Annotated in this window: 22 protein-coding genes, 1 rRNA gene and 1 pseudogene; 7 read left to right on the top strand and 17 right to left on the bottom strand. The window is 38.3% G+C overall.

Annotated elements, in window-relative coordinates:
• Window position 1 precedes the first annotated feature (1 nt).
• The 3 genes from J7W16_RS16990 to J7W16_RS16980 form a co-directional block, all read right to left on the bottom strand.
• A complete protein-coding gene (locus tag J7W16_RS16990; RefSeq protein WP_210598677.1) occupies window positions 2-241 on the bottom strand; it encodes a DUF896 domain-containing protein in 240 nt (79 codons plus the stop codon).
• Between the two features lie 67 nt (window positions 242-308).
• Entirely contained in the window at window positions 309-956 is a 648-nt protein-coding gene (locus J7W16_RS16985) for a YneB family resolvase-like protein (RefSeq protein ID WP_210598676.1), read from the bottom strand.
• Complete coding sequence (locus tag J7W16_RS16980; protein WP_210598675.1) at window positions 957-1,139, bottom strand: hypothetical protein; 183 nt, start codon at window positions 1,137-1,139, stop codon at window positions 957-959.
• A gap of 151 nt (window positions 1,140-1,290) precedes the next feature.
• On the opposite strand from J7W16_RS16980, the gene lexA reads away from it, so the two are divergent.
• Window positions 1,291-1,914: a transcriptional repressor LexA gene (lexA, locus tag J7W16_RS16975; RefSeq protein ID WP_210598674.1), complete on the top strand. Its 624-nt coding sequence runs from the start codon at window positions 1,291-1,293 to the stop codon at window positions 1,912-1,914.
• A gap of 168 nt (window positions 1,915-2,082) precedes the next feature.
• Entirely contained in the window at window positions 2,083-2,229 is a 147-nt protein-coding gene (locus J7W16_RS16970) for a YjcZ family sporulation protein (RefSeq protein ID WP_210598673.1), read from the top strand.
• Window positions 2,230-2,286: 57 nt separating this feature from the next.
• On the opposite strand, the gene J7W16_RS16965 is transcribed toward J7W16_RS16970, so the two are convergent.
• On the bottom strand, window positions 2,287-2,478 hold the full coding sequence (locus tag J7W16_RS16965) for a hypothetical protein (RefSeq protein WP_210598672.1): 192 nt from the start codon (window positions 2,476-2,478) through the stop codon (window positions 2,287-2,289).
• 165 nt (window positions 2,479-2,643) lie between these two features.
• Here J7W16_RS16965 and J7W16_RS16960 point away from each other — a divergent pair, with 165 nt between their 5' ends.
• On the top strand, window positions 2,644-2,850 hold the full coding sequence (locus J7W16_RS16960) for an alpha/beta-type small acid-soluble spore protein (RefSeq protein ID WP_210598671.1): 207 nt from the start codon (window positions 2,644-2,646) through the stop codon (window positions 2,848-2,850).
• A 93-nt stretch (window positions 2,851-2,943) separates the two neighbouring features.
• Window positions 2,944-3,225, top strand: coding sequence for a hypothetical protein (locus J7W16_RS16955; protein ID WP_210598670.1), 282 nt, complete (start codon window positions 2,944-2,946; stop codon window positions 3,223-3,225).
• Window positions 3,226-3,240: 15 nt separating this feature from the next.
• Here the strand turns inward: J7W16_RS16955 and J7W16_RS16950 are convergent, their stop codons facing one another.
• The 5 genes from J7W16_RS16950 to J7W16_RS16930 form a co-directional block, all read right to left on the bottom strand.
• Window positions 3,241-3,675, bottom strand: a complete 435-nt coding sequence (locus J7W16_RS16950) for a hypothetical protein (protein ID WP_210598669.1) — start codon at window positions 3,673-3,675, stop codon at window positions 3,241-3,243.
• 277 nt (window positions 3,676-3,952) lie between these two features.
• Window positions 3,953-4,417, bottom strand: coding sequence for a hypothetical protein (locus tag J7W16_RS16945; RefSeq protein ID WP_210598668.1), 465 nt, complete (start codon window positions 4,415-4,417; stop codon window positions 3,953-3,955).
• 2 nt (window positions 4,418-4,419) lie between these two features.
• Window positions 4,420-4,941: a hypothetical protein gene (locus tag J7W16_RS16940; RefSeq protein ID WP_210598667.1), complete on the bottom strand. Its 522-nt coding sequence runs from the start codon at window positions 4,939-4,941 to the stop codon at window positions 4,420-4,422.
• A 99-nt stretch (window positions 4,942-5,040) separates the two neighbouring features.
• The gene (locus J7W16_RS16935; protein ID WP_210598666.1) at window positions 5,041-5,484 is read right to left on the bottom strand and encodes an ArpU family phage packaging/lysis transcriptional regulator; all 444 of its coding nucleotides are present in this window, start codon (window positions 5,482-5,484) and stop codon (window positions 5,041-5,043) included.
• 59 nt (window positions 5,485-5,543) lie between these two features.
• The gene (locus tag J7W16_RS16930; protein WP_210598665.1) at window positions 5,544-5,768 is read right to left on the bottom strand and encodes a hypothetical protein; all 225 of its coding nucleotides are present in this window, start codon (window positions 5,766-5,768) and stop codon (window positions 5,544-5,546) included.
• On the opposite strand from J7W16_RS16930, the gene J7W16_RS16925 reads away from it, so the two are divergent.
• Window positions 5,758-6,123 (top strand): hypothetical protein, encoded by a 366-nt coding sequence (locus J7W16_RS16925; RefSeq protein ID WP_210598664.1) that lies wholly within the window; start codon window positions 5,758-5,760, stop codon window positions 6,121-6,123. The two genes, J7W16_RS16930 and J7W16_RS16925, sit on opposite strands and share 11 nt — an antisense overlap.
• A pseudogene (locus tag J7W16_RS16920) lies at window positions 6,056-6,289 on the top strand (tyrosine-type recombinase/integrase); the annotation flags it as partial. The gene J7W16_RS16925 and the pseudogene J7W16_RS16920, both read left to right, overlap by 68 nt.
• A gap of 69 nt (window positions 6,290-6,358) precedes the next feature.
• On the opposite strand, the gene glnA reads toward J7W16_RS16920, so the two are convergent.
• The 6 genes from glnA to J7W16_RS16890 form a co-directional block, all read right to left on the bottom strand.
• Entirely contained in the window at window positions 6,359-7,708 is a 1,350-nt protein-coding gene (gene glnA / locus J7W16_RS16915; RefSeq protein ID WP_210598662.1) for a type I glutamate--ammonia ligase, read from the bottom strand.
• Window positions 7,709-7,859: 151 nt separating this feature from the next.
• The gene (locus tag J7W16_RS16910; RefSeq protein WP_210598661.1) at window positions 7,860-9,110 is read right to left on the bottom strand and encodes a methionine gamma-lyase family protein; all 1,251 of its coding nucleotides are present in this window, start codon (window positions 9,108-9,110) and stop codon (window positions 7,860-7,862) included.
• Window positions 9,110-10,384: a GTPase HflX gene (gene hflX / locus J7W16_RS16905; protein WP_210598660.1), complete on the bottom strand. Its 1,275-nt coding sequence runs from the start codon at window positions 10,382-10,384 to the stop codon at window positions 9,110-9,112. Before hflX ends, J7W16_RS16910 begins: the two co-directional genes overlap by 1 nt.
• A gap of 90 nt (window positions 10,385-10,474) precedes the next feature.
• On the bottom strand, window positions 10,475-11,428 hold the full coding sequence (gene spoVK, locus J7W16_RS16900; RefSeq protein ID WP_210598659.1) for a stage V sporulation protein K: 954 nt from the start codon (window positions 11,426-11,428) through the stop codon (window positions 10,475-10,477).
• A 268-nt stretch (window positions 11,429-11,696) separates the two neighbouring features.
• Window positions 11,697-12,059, bottom strand: coding sequence for a hypothetical protein (locus J7W16_RS16895; RefSeq protein ID WP_246880082.1), 363 nt, complete (start codon window positions 12,057-12,059; stop codon window positions 11,697-11,699).
• On the bottom strand, window positions 12,059-12,877 hold the full coding sequence (locus J7W16_RS16890; RefSeq protein ID WP_210598658.1) for a histidinol-phosphatase: 819 nt from the start codon (window positions 12,875-12,877) through the stop codon (window positions 12,059-12,061). The genes J7W16_RS16895 and J7W16_RS16890 overlap by 1 nt, the downstream gene beginning before the upstream one ends.
• Before the next feature lie 150 nt (window positions 12,878-13,027).
• Here J7W16_RS16890 and J7W16_RS16885 point away from each other — a divergent pair, with 150 nt between their 5' ends.
• Window positions 13,028-13,540 (top strand): acyl-CoA thioesterase, encoded by a 513-nt coding sequence (locus J7W16_RS16885; protein WP_210598657.1) that lies wholly within the window; start codon window positions 13,028-13,030, stop codon window positions 13,538-13,540.
• Between the two features lie 96 nt (window positions 13,541-13,636).
• Here the strand turns inward: J7W16_RS16885 and J7W16_RS16880 are convergent, their stop codons facing one another.
• Complete coding sequence (locus tag J7W16_RS16880) at window positions 13,637-14,968, bottom strand: MATE family efflux transporter (protein WP_246880081.1); 1,332 nt, start codon at window positions 14,966-14,968, stop codon at window positions 13,637-13,639.
• Between the two features lie 607 nt (window positions 14,969-15,575).
• Window positions 15,576-15,691, bottom strand: a 5S ribosomal RNA gene (rrf, locus tag J7W16_RS16875).
• Between the last annotated feature and the right edge of the window lie 10 nt (window positions 15,692-15,701).

Genomic DNA, 15,701 nt, shown 5'->3' with positions numbered 1-15,701 from the left:
ATTAATGAAATCTTTCATTTTTTCGTTTTTTACTTTCTTTTAAAGAATCTGGTGTTACATCATTTCCATTCTCATCAACAACTGTTACTTGGTGTAATTGATTAGTAAAGGATTTTCGAAATGTTTGCAAATAAGCTTCACGTAATTCTTTCTGTTCTTTCGCTTCTTCAGCAGTTAAACCCGTTGTTTTAGCTAATTTAGCCAACTCGTTAATTCTTGCCAACTCTTGTTTTGATAGCATTGTTACACCCCTCTTTTTTCCTTCTCCTACTTTACACGATCTAGGGGCGTTATTTCAAGAAATAAGCTTATTCTGCTTGCTCCTGCTGCCATTCACGATATCTACGATGAACAGTTGCTTTAGAAACATCATATCCAAATCCTCTTAAGGTTGCTGCAATATCATAAAAGGTTAACTCCATTTTTCTTAAACGGATAATTTCTTCAATTGGCAGTTCTTTTTTAATACGTCCACCCTGATCACGATTTTTTAGATTGTTTTCAGGCTTATATCCGTTTTTCACGGCTTCCTTCATTCCGCGTTTGATCTTACTATTATGTAATTTCCGTTGGTATTCTTCAACAACGGATAGAATTTCTAGCACCATTTCATCTGCATCAGATAATTTTAATGTCCCTTTGTCCTCAAGTGTAAGCACGGTTACACCGAGTTTTCTAAGATGATGAAGCAATGCCATTTTCGCATGACCTCTTCCAAGCCTTGTATCATCTTGAATTAATAGGGTTCTTACATTTAGGTGTTCTATTGTTTCGAGTACCTGTAGCATTCCTTCTCTATCAATCTCATAACCACTAGCTTGTTCTGAAATGACCTCAACGATAGTTAGATTATAGCTAGTAGCTAGACTTTGTAATTCTGTTACTTGACGTTTGAGCGAAGATTCCTGTTCTTGTTTCTGGGTACTGACACGACTATAAATGATCGCACGTTCCAATTATCTATCCTTACCAAGCACAACAAGTTCTTGATCTTCTTCTTGTTCTTGATTTATTTGCTCTATATCTGACTCAACAACCTCTGATGAAGAAGGTACGATAATCGATGCATACATAAATAGTAGGGCTGCAATTGCACATATAATTATAAATCTTTCTTGTCCAGTTAGTTTCTTAATCATTATTATCACCTCAATAGGAATGTTTGTTCGTCTTTTATATTATACGAACGTATGTTTCTTGTCAACTACTTTTCAGAACTAATGTTTGCGTTACATATGTTCGCATGGTATAATTTAGCTAATTAATAGAGATGAAGTGAGGTGTTGTAAGATGACTAAACTATCAAAACGTCAAATAGAAATACTAGAATTCATAAAGGTAGAAGTTAAGAAAAAAGGGTATCCACCTTCTGTTCGTGAAATTGGCGAGGCTGTCGGGCTTGCATCAAGCTCCACCGTTCATGGTCATTTATCTCGTCTTGAGAAAAAAGGCTATATTCGAAGAGATCCAACAAAGCCTAGGGCCATTGAAGTTCTTGATCTTGATGCGGACATCATGCCTAGTCCTGATCGCAAGGCAAATTACGTACCCGTTATTGGTAAGGTCACTGCTGGTATACCTATTACCGCAGTAGAAAATATTGAAGATTACTTACCCCTACCTGAACATCTTGCAACAAGTGACAATACTTATGTTCTTGTCATTGAAGGTGATAGTATGATCGAAGCAGGCATCTTCGACGGCGATATGGTTATTGTTCGTCAACAGCAAACGGCTAATAACGGCGATATTATTGTTGCAATGACTGAAGAAGATGAAGCAACGGTAAAACGATTTTTTAAAGAACAGGATTACATTAGACTACAGCCCGAAAACTCCACAATGGAACCAATTATTTTGAAAGATTGTAAAGTCCTTGGTAAGGTTATCGGACTATTTAGAACCATTCACTAAGAATATTGAGTTTGTCCTTGGACAAGCTCTTTTTTTTATTCTTATTCTTATTCAAATTGTTTATGACATCTTTTTTTCAAAAGATGTAGTAGTATCCGCGAATACCTAGTCCCTTTTAGACATTTACACATAGGTTATAGTAAATCTTCAACGAAAGGTGGTGTCATTATGGGCTATTACGGACCATGGTATGGCGGTTACTGTTGTCCTCCACCTGTACCAGCACCACGCCGAGGCGGATCGGGATTTGGATTCGCACTTATCGTCGTGTTGATTATCCTGTTAATCATCATTGGAGCGAGTTGGTATAAGTAGAAATAAAAAAGGTACCTGAAAGTCGATTGCGACTTTCAGGCACCTTTTTTCTGTTGATTAGACGGTCTGATTTGCTCCCTTTGCTCGCTCTTTCAAATACAAACGGAGAAGAAAGGTCATAACCAAAGCACTAACGATGATCATCCCATACCCTCCCGTTCCTTCAAGAAAAATTTGATAATAAATACTTCTCAAAAAGAACATTGTCGTTAATGCATAAGCAATTAGAATAACTGTTTTTTTACTCAATTGTGATCACCTCACTAGGTTAACTTGTATGTCTCATTTTACATGAGCTTTCAAATGATTTATATAGCTGTAAAAAAAAGAAATTCAAAAAAATTTCTTTTTTTATGAATAAGCTTTGAAATACGAAACATACTAGAACTACATTACGCAAAGGAGTGATACATCATGGCAAACAACAACAGCAATAACTCAAACCAATTATTAGTACCTGGAGTACAACAAGCATTAGACCAAATGAAATATGAAATTGCGTCTGAATTCGGGGTAAACCTTGGAGCAGATACAACTTCACGAGCTAATGGTTCTGTAGGTGGAGAAATCACAAAGCGTTTAGTTCAAGTTGCACAGCAACAAATGCAAGGCAGAGCTTAATCTATAATTAAATAAGTAATGGATTAAAGGGTGTTCTAGGTCAGCGACCTTTAGAACACCCTTTTTACAAATGAAAAAAGTGAGGATATTTTTATGGATAAGCAAAAAAGAAAGAAAGAGAAACAAGAGAAAACAGAAGAGTTTTCAGCAAAGCAGCTTATACTGATTTCATTAGGACTCCTGACTAGTGTAAGTGGATTTATTGTTTTTGCTTCTGTATGGAGAATCCCTTTTTTAGCCATTTTTTCGCTTGCTTTTGGCCTTTACGTCATCTCATATATTATAACCAATCGCAGAGTTCTACCGACAGTCATACTTGGTTCTGTATTTCCGATGACAATATCATTTATTTATTATGTATTCTTTATTCGCTAGTTCATTCCTAGTCGCTTATTGATACTTCGTAAATGCTTCTAATATCGCTTCTTTATAAGGATGATCTTCATAGCGTAAAAGTACGATCACCCCATTAACAATCGCTGGTGATTCCACTCCGTTCAATGCATACGAACCAGATGTATGTATTTCTTCAAGGTCAACCGATTTCTCATCGTATAAGTAGAGCTCTACTTCCTGTCCATTTAATTGTACTCCGACACCTTTTGCTGCTCCAAGAAGTTCCGCTACCTTGTTGCTTCGTTCCCCAATCTCAAAGCCCATATGTCCAAAGTAATTAATGACATCATCCAAGGAACGTTCAAATGTCACCGTTTCTGTTGATGTAGGAACATTTTTCTCTATTACGGGGTTGATATTATTTGTTTGTTCTTGGCATCCAATTAAGGTGAGTGTAGCGATTAGAATTGTCACTAAACTTTTTTTCATATTGTTGTCCTCTCCTGATCTTAAAATTGTAACGTTAATACTATCATGAATAGTTTATTTATTTGTTGGTTTTTCATACATCAAAGAAAAAACCCTCAACACCAGCAGTGTCAAGGGCCCCTCTTCTTAATATGTTTCTAAGTATTGGTCACGTTCCCACGGATGAACTTGTGTACGGAACATGTTTCTTCCTATAATACTTTAATGTGAGATTCTCGTAAATATTACATTGATCTCAATAAACTATAAAGAATGCTAAACTCACTATGGATTCCATTTACTTTAATGAGGTCACGATTACAATTTCTGGGTTATAGTCACTAATGACTTCTATAAAACCACCAACGATACGGAATATATGGACTTCCATCTCTGGAACTGAGTTAATAGAACTTTCTATTTCTTTACTAAAACCCTTAATATATTCTGAATCCTGTGATTTATAAAACCAGAAAGCATCCTTTTCAAATTTCATTCCGTTCTGTATAACTCTTTTTTCCGCTTCATCTAAAACGTCTACCATAAACTGCATACAAATTTCATTGGTAAAGCGATAAGACCAAACATAATTCCCTATATGTTTAGATAGTTCATTATAAGTAATATTAACTTTTGAACCAAATTGGTCAGTTAATGAGATGATTAAACCATTTTCATTATCAATAATTTGGTGATGATAAATTCCATCTCCCTTTAGAATATTCTCATCCGGTTGCCAGACAGAGAATTTTGGTTCTCTCATATTTAATATTCCTCACTTGGTAGATACATCGGAAAGGTTGCGTTTGAGTCATAATATCTGATTTTATCAATTTGATTAGTTGTTCGTGGACGTGGACTATACTGTACAGTCCATGGTCTGCCAGTGGTACCTGTAGCCTGGTATAAAGTTACATTATGACCATCAGGTGTTCTTTTTGTCATTGGACTAGTTTTGGTTACGGTCCCTGGTAATGAATCGAAGTTTGATTTAGCTCGTTGATAACCACCTGTTGTGTTATAATTGTGGTATTGGTTATTTCCCCCACCGTAATTGGCAGCTGATCTAATACTGATCCATAGATTCACGCCACCGCATTGTATTGTAACAAAATCATCACTTACTAAACTAGTTTCATTTACATCCATTATCTCGGTATCACCTAGGCCCTTACAACTAATTGGGCCAGCACTTACTTCACTCGGCTCACTTGTTAGAGAAAATGGAAATACTAGCAAAAACAACACAACAAAACCTAAAAAGCTAAAGACCTTTTTCTTACCCATAATTATTTAGAACACTCCTTTTTTTCAATTATAGTAAATTAATTGGATTAATTTACCATATTTTAAATTATATTACATTTTAATAGTGTCTGTCTACACCTACTCTTTGTTAATAGCTAAATTCAAATTAAGGGAAAGCTTGTAAAAAGCTTTCCAACGAATAATCCGGTATTTCCCTTCGCTTATAGGAGGCTGGAACTTAAATGAATACACGTTGTAATCAGTGATATATTCGGCATCATCTGCGAGGTATCTTTGTTCAATTAAGAACCGCTCCATCGGAGGTAGTCGCTTAACCGCTCGTTCAATACGTTCACAATATTCCTTTTGTTTTCTTCTTTGATCCACATTCTCTATGGCTACCTGCGCTGTTTGATCACTTGTTGTGTTGGTTGGACCGTGAAGCCTTTCCTGGTAAGAAGCTGTTGTCGTGGCTTCTCTATCGTCAAAAGCAACATACTTGGAAATTCGATACTTAGAAAGTGCCTTCTCTACTGCAGCTTGAGTCTGTCTTCTGTCCAATTCAGGTAATTCAAAGCTCACTGACAACACCTCGCAATTGATTAAAAGGAAAGCCCGGACTTATGCCAGGGCTCGTTATACTAGTTTGGTAGATCGTCATCATCCCACATGGATTCGTCATCCATTTCTTCATCCGTTTCACGAGCAGCTGCTAGCATGTCCTCTGTTTCAGGATCTGCCGTTTCTTCTTTCTTCTTCACTTCTACTCCGCTAGTAACGTCAACAGTGTATTCAATGCCTTCATGATTATCCTTAGGTTTTTCTTCAAGTAAACTAGATTGAGAAGGTTCAATGATGAGTTTCACTGAACCAATAATTGGGACTCACAGTCTTAGAGTAGATGGTATAGATGTGAGAATGACAGAGATAAGTTTGTCTAACTACACACCTCTCCTTGAACAGATGGAGAGACTAAAGCGTATAACCGAATTAAAAGAACTCCATCGATTAAGAGACCTTTTTCATGATATAGTTATTGATTATGATGGTGACAAAAAAAGAATTGTTAGATTGACACCTGACGATGATTCTGCTGGTGACGAAGTAGTTGTAGCTATTGGGAAAATTGAAGCTATGAAAGAAATGGTAGGTGCTACCTCCCCTCCCAATACACTCACTAAGACACACACATGCTGTTCTAATGTTGGAGTCGAAAGCTGAAATGAAATACATTCAGGAGGCATTGGGGCATAGCTCAATGCAAATTACATCTGATGTGTATGCTCATGTTAGTAAGAAGATCGAATCGGATGCCATTAGTCACTTCGAAAAACATACTGAAGAAATTTTTAAACAGGGGGCAAATCGGGAGCAATCCTCCAATTAATTACCTTGATTAAAGTGTGCCCCCAAAAGAAAAAACCCTCAACACCAATTGTGTCAAGGGTCTTACTTCTTAGTATGTTTCTAGGTATTGATCGCGTTCCCACGGGTGAACTTGCGTACGGAACATATCCCATTCGATTTCTTTTGCTTCAACAAAGTTCTCAACAATGTGCTCACCAAGTGCACGAACAAGAACATCGTCAGAAATTAGCTTATCTATTGCTTCTTTTAATGTTGCAGGTAGATCAGCAATTCCTTCTTCGATACGCTCTTCTTTGCTCATCACGTAGATATTACGATCTGTCGCAGTCGGTGGCGTCTTCTTCTTTTTAATTCCATCAAGACCTGCAGCTAACATTGCAGCCATCGCTAGGTATGGATTTGCAGCTGGGTCTGGGCTACGTACTTCAACACGTGTACTTACTCCACGTGATGACGGGATACGGATAAGCGGACTACGGTTACGCATAGACCATGCAACATAGACAGGTGCCTCGTAGCCTGGAACTAGACGCTTATATGAATTTACAATTGGGTTCGTAATTGCAGTGAATCCTTCAGCATGGTCCAAGATACCTGCTAGGAATTGCATTGCTGTTTCACTAAGTTGTGATTCTGTTGATTCATCAAAAAAAGCATTTCCTTCTTTTGTGAATAATGACATGTTGCAGTGCATACCTGATCCGTTTACACCAAATAACGGCTTTGGCATAAATGTCGCATGTAAACCATGCTTACGAGCAATTGTTTTAACAACTAGCTTGAACGTTTGAATGTTATCACAAGCTGTAATAGCATCTGCATATTTGAAATCAATTTCGTGTTGACCTGGAGCAACCTCATGGTGGGATGCTTCGATATCAAAGCCCATGTCTTCAAGCTCAAGCACGATATCACGGCGGCAGTTCTCACCTAAATCAGTTGGTGCAAGGTCGAAGTATCCACCTTTATCATTTAATTCTAATGTTGGTTCACCATTCTCATCGTTCTTGAACAAGAAAAATTCTGGCTCAGGTCCAATGTTAAATGCTGTAAAACCAAGTTTTTCTGCTTGCTTAAGAACTCTTTTAAGGGCACCGCGTGGATCACCAGCAAATGGAGTTGGCTCTTCTCCTGGCTTACCTGGTTGGTATACGTCACAAATCAAACGTGCAACTCTTCCCTTTTCAGGTGTCCATGTGAAGATCACCCATGTATCTAAATCAGGATATAGGTACATATCTGATTCTTCAATTCGTACAAACCCTTCAATCGATGAACCGTCAAACATCATTTTGTTATCAAGTGCTTTTGTTAGTTGGTCTACTGGAATTTCAACATTCTTAATCGTTCCAAGCAAATCTGTGAACTGAAGACGAATAAAGCGAACGTTATCTTCCTTTGCGATACGCAAAATATCTTCCTTTGTGTACTTTGCCATCCTTATGTAGTCCCCTTTCAAATCTCATTTTATTAGAAAAACAAGTCAAAGCTTGTTTAACTTATGAATTATGTACTAAAAAACTATTGCTTCTTATACTTCACCAATTATCATGTTACTAGATGTAATCAATAGTGTCAATGAATTCGGTCTATTCGAGAATAGAATCAAGTGCTTGCAATACGGCAATTTTTACGTGTTCATAGGTGAGCCCACCTTGGACATACGCGATATATGGCTCACGTATCGGGCCATCAGCAGTAAGTTCAATGCTTGCCCCTTGAATAAACGTACCCGCAGCCATAATAACCGGATCGTCATATCCTGGCATTGCACTAGGATGTGGCTTAACATGGGCATTAATTGGTGATGCCGACTGTATCGCCTGACAAAACGTTATCATCTTTTCAGCGGATGTAAATCGTACTGATTGAATCAAATCGGTTCTCGGTTCATCCCATTTTGGCACTGAGTCCATGCCAACCCTTTCTAATATTGCTGCAGTAAAGATCGCTCCTTTTAAAGCTTGTGATACAACGTGCGGGGCAAGAAAGAAACCCTGATACATCTCTAGTAAACTATAAAGACTTGCTCCACCTTCTGCACCAATTCCAGGTGCAGCTAATCGATATGAAGCTAGTTCTACAAGCTTTTCCTTACCGACAATATAGCCACCTGTTTTCACAATGCCCCCACCTGGGTTCTTAATTAGAGAACCCGCCATTAAATCGGCACCAACATCACAAGGTTCCTGTAGTTCAACAAATTCCCCATAACAGTTATCGACAAACACAATAACATCTTTTTTTATTCCTCGGACAAATTGAATCATCTTCTCGATTTGCTCAATCGTAAACGAAGAACGATCACTGTAGCCCTTTGAGCGTTGGATACCAATCATCTTTGTCTTTTCTGATATCGCTTCTTTAATTCTTGCTTCATCGATCCAGCCAGATTCAAGTAATGGAATAGCATCATACTCAATATTAAATTCTTTTAGTGAACCATTCCCGTTTCCTCTAATTCCTACGATCTCTTCAAGTGTGTCGTAGGGCTTTCCAGTGATGTATAACAATTCGTCTCCTGGTCTTAATACCCCAAAAAGGGATGTTGCAATCGCATGTGTTCCTGAAATAATTTGCGGGCGGACAAGTGCCGCCTCGCCGCCAAAGACATCTGCATATATTTGCTCAAGTGTATCACGACCTGCATCATCATAACCGTACCCTGTCGATGGAGTGAAATGAAAATCTGAAACTTGATGCTTTCTGAATGAATCCATCACTTTAGCTTGATTGGTAAGGGCTACTTGCTCAATCTTTTCATGGTGCGTGCGTATTTGCTGTTCTATTTCTTTTGTCATTTGTTCAAGTGTTTCTTTATGTCTGAATTGACTAAACATTACAGTCCCTCTACCTTCATTCTATTCAATAATTCTTGTCCAATCGCTGTTCGCTCTAATACGTAACCGTAAACATCATACCATTCTTTATCTTCGTTCCATTCTTGACTCTGAACAAGCGTGGTTTCTTTGCATCTCGATAACAACTTCCCTTCATTTGATTGAATATGAACATGATATTCACTCATTTGCTCCATTAGCTTTTCTTCCATTGCACGTTTTAACTCAGCAATATCGTCATCATCTAGAGCACTCATTTCAATCGAGTCATCCTCATTTGAAGGGACAAATGGAACAACCTGCTGGTCACTTTTATTATAAACAATTAACTGTGGGATTCCCTGTGCATCGAGTTCGTGGATCAATTTATTAACTGTCTGCTCATGCTGAACATAATCAGCATTCGAACTATCAACAACATGAAGCAACAGGTCAGCTCCTTGCAGCTCTTCAAGGGTTGAACGGAAGGCTGCAACAAGTGTTGTCGGTAAGTCTTGAATAAAGCCAACCGTGTCTGAGAGCAACACCTTCATTCCGCTCTCAAGTGAGCATTGTCTCGTAGTCGGATCAAGTGTCGCAAAAAGCTGATTCTCTTCAAGTGTATCAGCTTTCGCTAGTCGATTTAGTAGTGTTGATTTTCCTGCATTTGTGTAGCCAACAATAGCCACTTGCAGTTCTTCATTACGCTTGCGACGTTCACGATAACGCTGACGGTGACCAACGACTGCCTCAAGCTGGTGTTTAATTTCATCCATTCTTCTACGGATATGCCGACGATCGGATTCTAACTGTGTTTCCCCTGGCCCTTTTGAACCAATTCCTCCACCTTGTCTTGATAGAGCTAACCCTTGTCCAGCTAAGCGTGGCAATAAGTACGATAACTGTGCCAATTCCACTTGTAATTTCCCTTCACGAGACTGGGCTCTTGACGCAAAAATATCTAAAATTAATTGAGTACGATCAATCACTGTTTTCCCTGTGCGTGTGTGTACATTCCGAATTTGGCTTGGAGAAAGCTCATCGTTGAATACAACAAGCTCAGCACTCGTTTCTTCAAGCAATGCTATTAATTCATCTACCTTCCCACGTCCAATGTACGTTGAAGGCTCAACTTTCTGTCTCTTTTGCGTAATTGTTCCAACAACAACTCCTTGTGCTGTTTCAACTAGGCTCTTTAGCTCCTCAAGTGAATAGTCAAATCGCTCATCATCTGTATCAAATTGACAACCAACGAGAACGACAAACTCTTGTTCTCTTTCAATAATTTCTTCCATTTACGCCACATCCTTCATTTATGCTCATACGCATCATCATACCATGAAGATGCATAAAAAAGAAAAGCTGAGTTTTTCTCAGCTTTCCCCTTAGTTTACCTTTACATGTGATGAATGAAACTGGAAATCATTTCGCTTAATTGTTAGAAGGGCCTCCCGATCGTAGCTACCTTCTCGAAGCAAACGGACGGCCTGCATCCGAATCGCCTCTTCGATAATATTGCGAATATAGCGTCCATTACTGAATGTTCGTTCTTCCTCATAGCGAATCCGTTTAAGGTGCTCCTTGACATGGAGGGTTGCTTCTTTTGTCAGCTCGTATTGACGCTCTGTTAACATTCTTCTAACCATCTCCATCAATTGGTCAGTTGTATAATTAGGGAAATCAATCGCAATTGGAAAGCGTGAAGGTAGGCCTGGATTTAACGACAAGAAATAGTCCATTTCTCGTGAATAGCCTGCCAGAATTAACACAAAATCATGCTGGCGATCCTCCATTGCCTTCACTAACGTATCAATCGCCTCTTTCCCAAAATCCTTTTCCCCACCTCGTGCGAGCGAATACGCTTCATCAATAAACAAGACACCGCCATTAGCCTTTTTCAAAACCTCTCTTGTTTTTTGGGCGGTATGACCAATGTACTCACCAACTAAATCAGCACGTTCGACTTCATTCATATGACCTTTTGAAAGAACACCCATCTCATGTAAGAAATTAGCGATGATTCGGGCGACCGTCGTTTTACCTGTTCCAGGATTTCCTTTAAAGATCATATGAAGAACTTGTTTACTAACTTTTAGACCTTGCTCTTCTCGGCATCTGTTAATATAAAGCCATGCATAAATTTCTTTGACGAGTCTTTTGACTTCTTCTAAGCCAACATACTCTTCCAACTCATCTTCAAATCGTTTTAAAATATCATGCTCTTCATTATCGTGATCTGTAAATGAATGAGAATCACCGTGTCCTGTTTGGTCGACTGGCTTATTCGTCAACACAACATTAATTCGTCCTTTTTTTCTTGCTTCGACTGGGTTCTTCATGAGGCACACCCCTTTGCTGTACAATTCCAGTTGACGATCTTTTTATACTATACGTTAATCAATGCATTCTTGTGACAAATGCCTATTTTTGAATAGTGTACTATTGCTTATATGTACCATCATACTCAGCAATACTGCAATGAATGCCTATTTTTAGGACATTAACTAAACAGAAATTGCAATCAATGAAGTGATTTCATTCTTCTAGTGTCATTTATGAAATAGAAACAAGTGCGGCTAACACTAAGCCACACTTGTTTGGATGAAATTAAGGGGCAAACGGAACAAAATACCTAAACATAATGACCACAAAAGCAAACAGGGAAATTGTACAAATGAAGACAAGATGGACTAGTATATAGACAATTTTAATCTTTTCATTTATAAAAAACGAATAGATGAATCCAAGCAGAGGATTTAATACTAAAAATGGTAAACCAACCGCGTAAACCGTTCTGCCAATTACGTGAACGAACCTCGCTTCATAACCAGCTAAATAAGGAAGGGTTAACAAAACGAATGTAACGACGATTGTGAGTATAAGAGAAAGACGCGATACCTTCGAAGCATTTCTAAAAAAACCTTTTATGTTAGTCTCACCCTCACTTGTAACGGTTTGTAGCTTTGTCATTACAAGTGAATAGCCTGTTTTTGCTTATTAACAAAGTAATTCCACTCTGTAAATCCTATTTCTTTTAATCGTCGCTTTACTTCATCAAATTCATCACCAACACGTTCTGGAATATGAGCATCAGAGCCAAAGGTGACCCCTACATTATGAAACAATGCTCTTTCCAAAATATCATCAGCAGGATACCAGCCTCCAGAATCCTTTGTTTTACCAGATGTATTGATCTCAATAACTAAATCAGATTCACCAATGACCCGTAATGTATGATCAATCGCATCAACTTCAATCGTCGAAAATTCAGGATAATAGCCCTTCATTGCATCGATATGTCCAAGAATCTGGAACGTTCCACAACGAGCTGATTGTTCAATGAGACGATAGTAATTTTCTTTTGTTGTCACTTTCTCAGCCGACGTTAACCCTTCCCAACGACCTCTCTTAAAAATACTAACCTCGTCTACAAAATGAACCGAACCAATAATATAGTCAAAAGGCTCTTTTTCTAAATATTGTTTGTACACATGATTCAGTTCAGGGAAAAAGTCACTTTCGATCCCAAGTAGAACCTCAATTTGATTTGCATATTTCTCCTTCAAACGTAGAACCTCTTCAATATAGTTAGAAAAACCTGACCGAGCCATTGTAATACGAGGAAATGGATGGTCCTCCTCACTATGAAAATAGGGGGTGTGATCCGAAATCCCAATCACGTTCAATCCATTTTTGACTGCGGCCTGAACATAATCCTCAATTGTACCAGTTGCATGTCCACACAATTCATTATGAGTATGTAGATCAAATTTAAAGCTCGTTGTCATATAGATCTCCCTTCAAAACTGAGTGTATCGTTTTCTGAAAATATGTAGCATACTTAAAGTATAAAACATCGATATGCATCCTCACAACATTTATTGAAAAATGTGGAAATTGTAAAAGGTTTGTAAATACATATTGAATGGAGCAAACAAATGGAGAAAAAAACAGCAAGCGAATCAAGAGTGGTTAGAACTAGTAGAGTATTTCCTAATGATGTCAATAATCATAACACCTTATTTGGAGGGAAATTGATGAGTGATGTTGATATGATTGCATCGATTTCTGCGACAAGACATTCTAGAAGAGAATGTGTGACTGCATCAACGGATTCTGTTGACTTCCTCTCTCCAATCACCCCTGAAGATAGTGTTAACTTTATTTCCTTTGTTACATATACAGGTACGAGCTCGATGGAAATTTTCGTGAAGATCATTGCAGAAAACTTATTAACCGGTGAACGGAAAATTGCCGCTACTGCATTTTTAACATTCGTTGCCTTGGACGAGAGCGGTAAACCCACACAAGTTCCACAAGTTGTCCCTGAAACAGCTGAAGAAATTAAGCTATTCGAAACCGGAAAAGAAAGAGCGGCTAAACGGAAAGAACATAGGGCACGAAGTAAAGAACTAGCCAACTTTATTACAACAGCTAAGCCTTGGAACTAACTATATCTTTGAAAAGAAATAGACACCTGGTATTTAATACGATCAACCAGGTGTTCTATTTTTCATGACCAAGCTCATTCGCAACAGTTTTCTTCTTTATGAAAATAACTGTTTCTTTCTCCAGTTCCCCCATTTGAAATAGGCGAACGCGAAAATACTACTACAAACAAAACCAATTCCCATTCCAATCGCTATTCCATTTTGACCAAACAGGCTAGAGCAAATATAGGTTAGTGGATAACGTAAAACCCAGAATGAAAGAATGTTTAATACTAATACTTGATACATCGCACCTGAGGCTCTAACGATGCCATTTAATATAAAATTGACACCAATGAACATATAGAAAAAAGCAACAATCCGTAAGTAATTAGTCCCAAACCTAACTGCATCTTCTTCTTGGATAAATAACCGAATAGCCGGTTCCGCTAATAGAAAGACAATGATGGCAATAACAAGCATAATTGCAAAGTTGTAAAGAGTTCCATAAACTGCGATGTCCCGAACACGTCCCCAACGATTTGCCCCAATGTTCTGACCAGCCATACTATTTACGGCTGTTCCCAATGCCATAGCAGGTAATGTAATCAAACTATCAATTCGCTGAGACGCTCCAAATCCAGCAACAACTGATCCACCAAACGAATTAACAACGGTCATAATGGCGGTAACCCCAGCAAAAATAACTGTCATCTGTAGACCAGAAGGAATGCCTAGCTTAAATATCAGAAACGCTTCCTCTCTTTTTGGTAAAACCGGAAATGAAAATGGAACGAGCTTTCTTCGCATCATATATAAGATCCCAAGTAAGAAGGCAATCCCTTGTGACAATACCGTCGCAACTGCCGCACCACCAATTCCCCAATCCAAAACAGAAATAAAGAGAGGATCTAATCCGATATTTAATAGAGCAGCAATTGCTACAAATGTCATAGGTGTTCTACTATCCCCTACAGCCCTTAAAACAGTTCCAATAAAATTATAACCAACAAGAAACAGAATTCCGACGAAATTTATTTGTAAATACGTCGTTGCATCAGCAAGCATCTCACTCGGCGTATTAAGCATCACTAAAATAGGACGCGAAAAAAACAACCCAAAAAGCCCAATTAAAAGAGATAAGATGGTCAGTAGCACAACAAAAGCATTTAAATAACTTTTTAGACCTGTATCATCATCCCTTCCTTTTTGTTGAGATAATATTGTCAATGTCGCATTATTGATTCCAATAATAAACGCAAGAACTGTAACAACAACTGTAGAAGAAATCGTCACAGCTCCTAATGCTTTCGCCCCCAAAAGATTCCCAACCCACAAGCTGTCAATGAATTGATATGAGACTTGTAATAAATTCGTGAGGATAATTGGACCAGCGAACATAAAAAGTTGTTTACTAATCGCACCCTCGGTAAAATCGTGTTGAGGCAAACCAAGCTCCCCCCTTTCCTAATGAACACACCGCCTAATGTTATACCATTAGTAATATAATGTTCAAACGAGTTGCTCAGTCGATTTGGTAAAAAAAACAAAGCCCAAGTCGTATTTATGCTACTTGGCTCTTTATTGTTAGCATTGACTTAGGCTTCCTTCTATCATCCATCAAAGTTCATAGGTTCATTTAAGGGGTAATCTGGATCATAATGCTGTTAGTTCCGCTCATATCTCGTCAGATTTGGCTCATAATCTTGCTTATCTCGCTCATATAACTGGTAGTTTGGTAATTTCGCTTCTTTTCCGATCTATTATCAAGGTCATAGGTTCATTCAAGGGGGATCTGGATCATAATGCATGCTGTTAGTTCCGCTCATATAACTGGTAATTTGTTAATTTAATTTCTTTTTCGATCACATACCCGTGATGTATGGCTTGTTATAATCTGAATCATAATTTATATTGTTTTAATTTATCGATACCATTCTTATGATGAGAAACAGCTTGACTTACTCAGAAAAGAGACCAAACTCCACAGTTTTACAGTTCGCTTCCTCGTTTTATGCATTAAAAAAAGCACTCCTCAAAGGAATGCTTTTTAAGTGCCCGGCAACGTCCTACTCTCACAGGGGGAAGCCCCCAACTACCATCGGCGCAAAAGAGCTTAACGACCGTGTTCGGCATGGGAACGGGTGTGACCTCTTCGCTATCGCCACCAGACTCGAACGTC

It is taken from the genome of Halalkalibacter suaedae (assembly GCF_017939705.1).
GTDB lineage: Bacteria > Bacillota > Bacilli > Bacillales > Bacillaceae_D > Halalkalibacter > Halalkalibacter suaedae.
The sequence above is the reverse complement of the archived record's forward strand: the minus strand, read 5'-3'. Positions and strand labels throughout refer to the sequence as shown.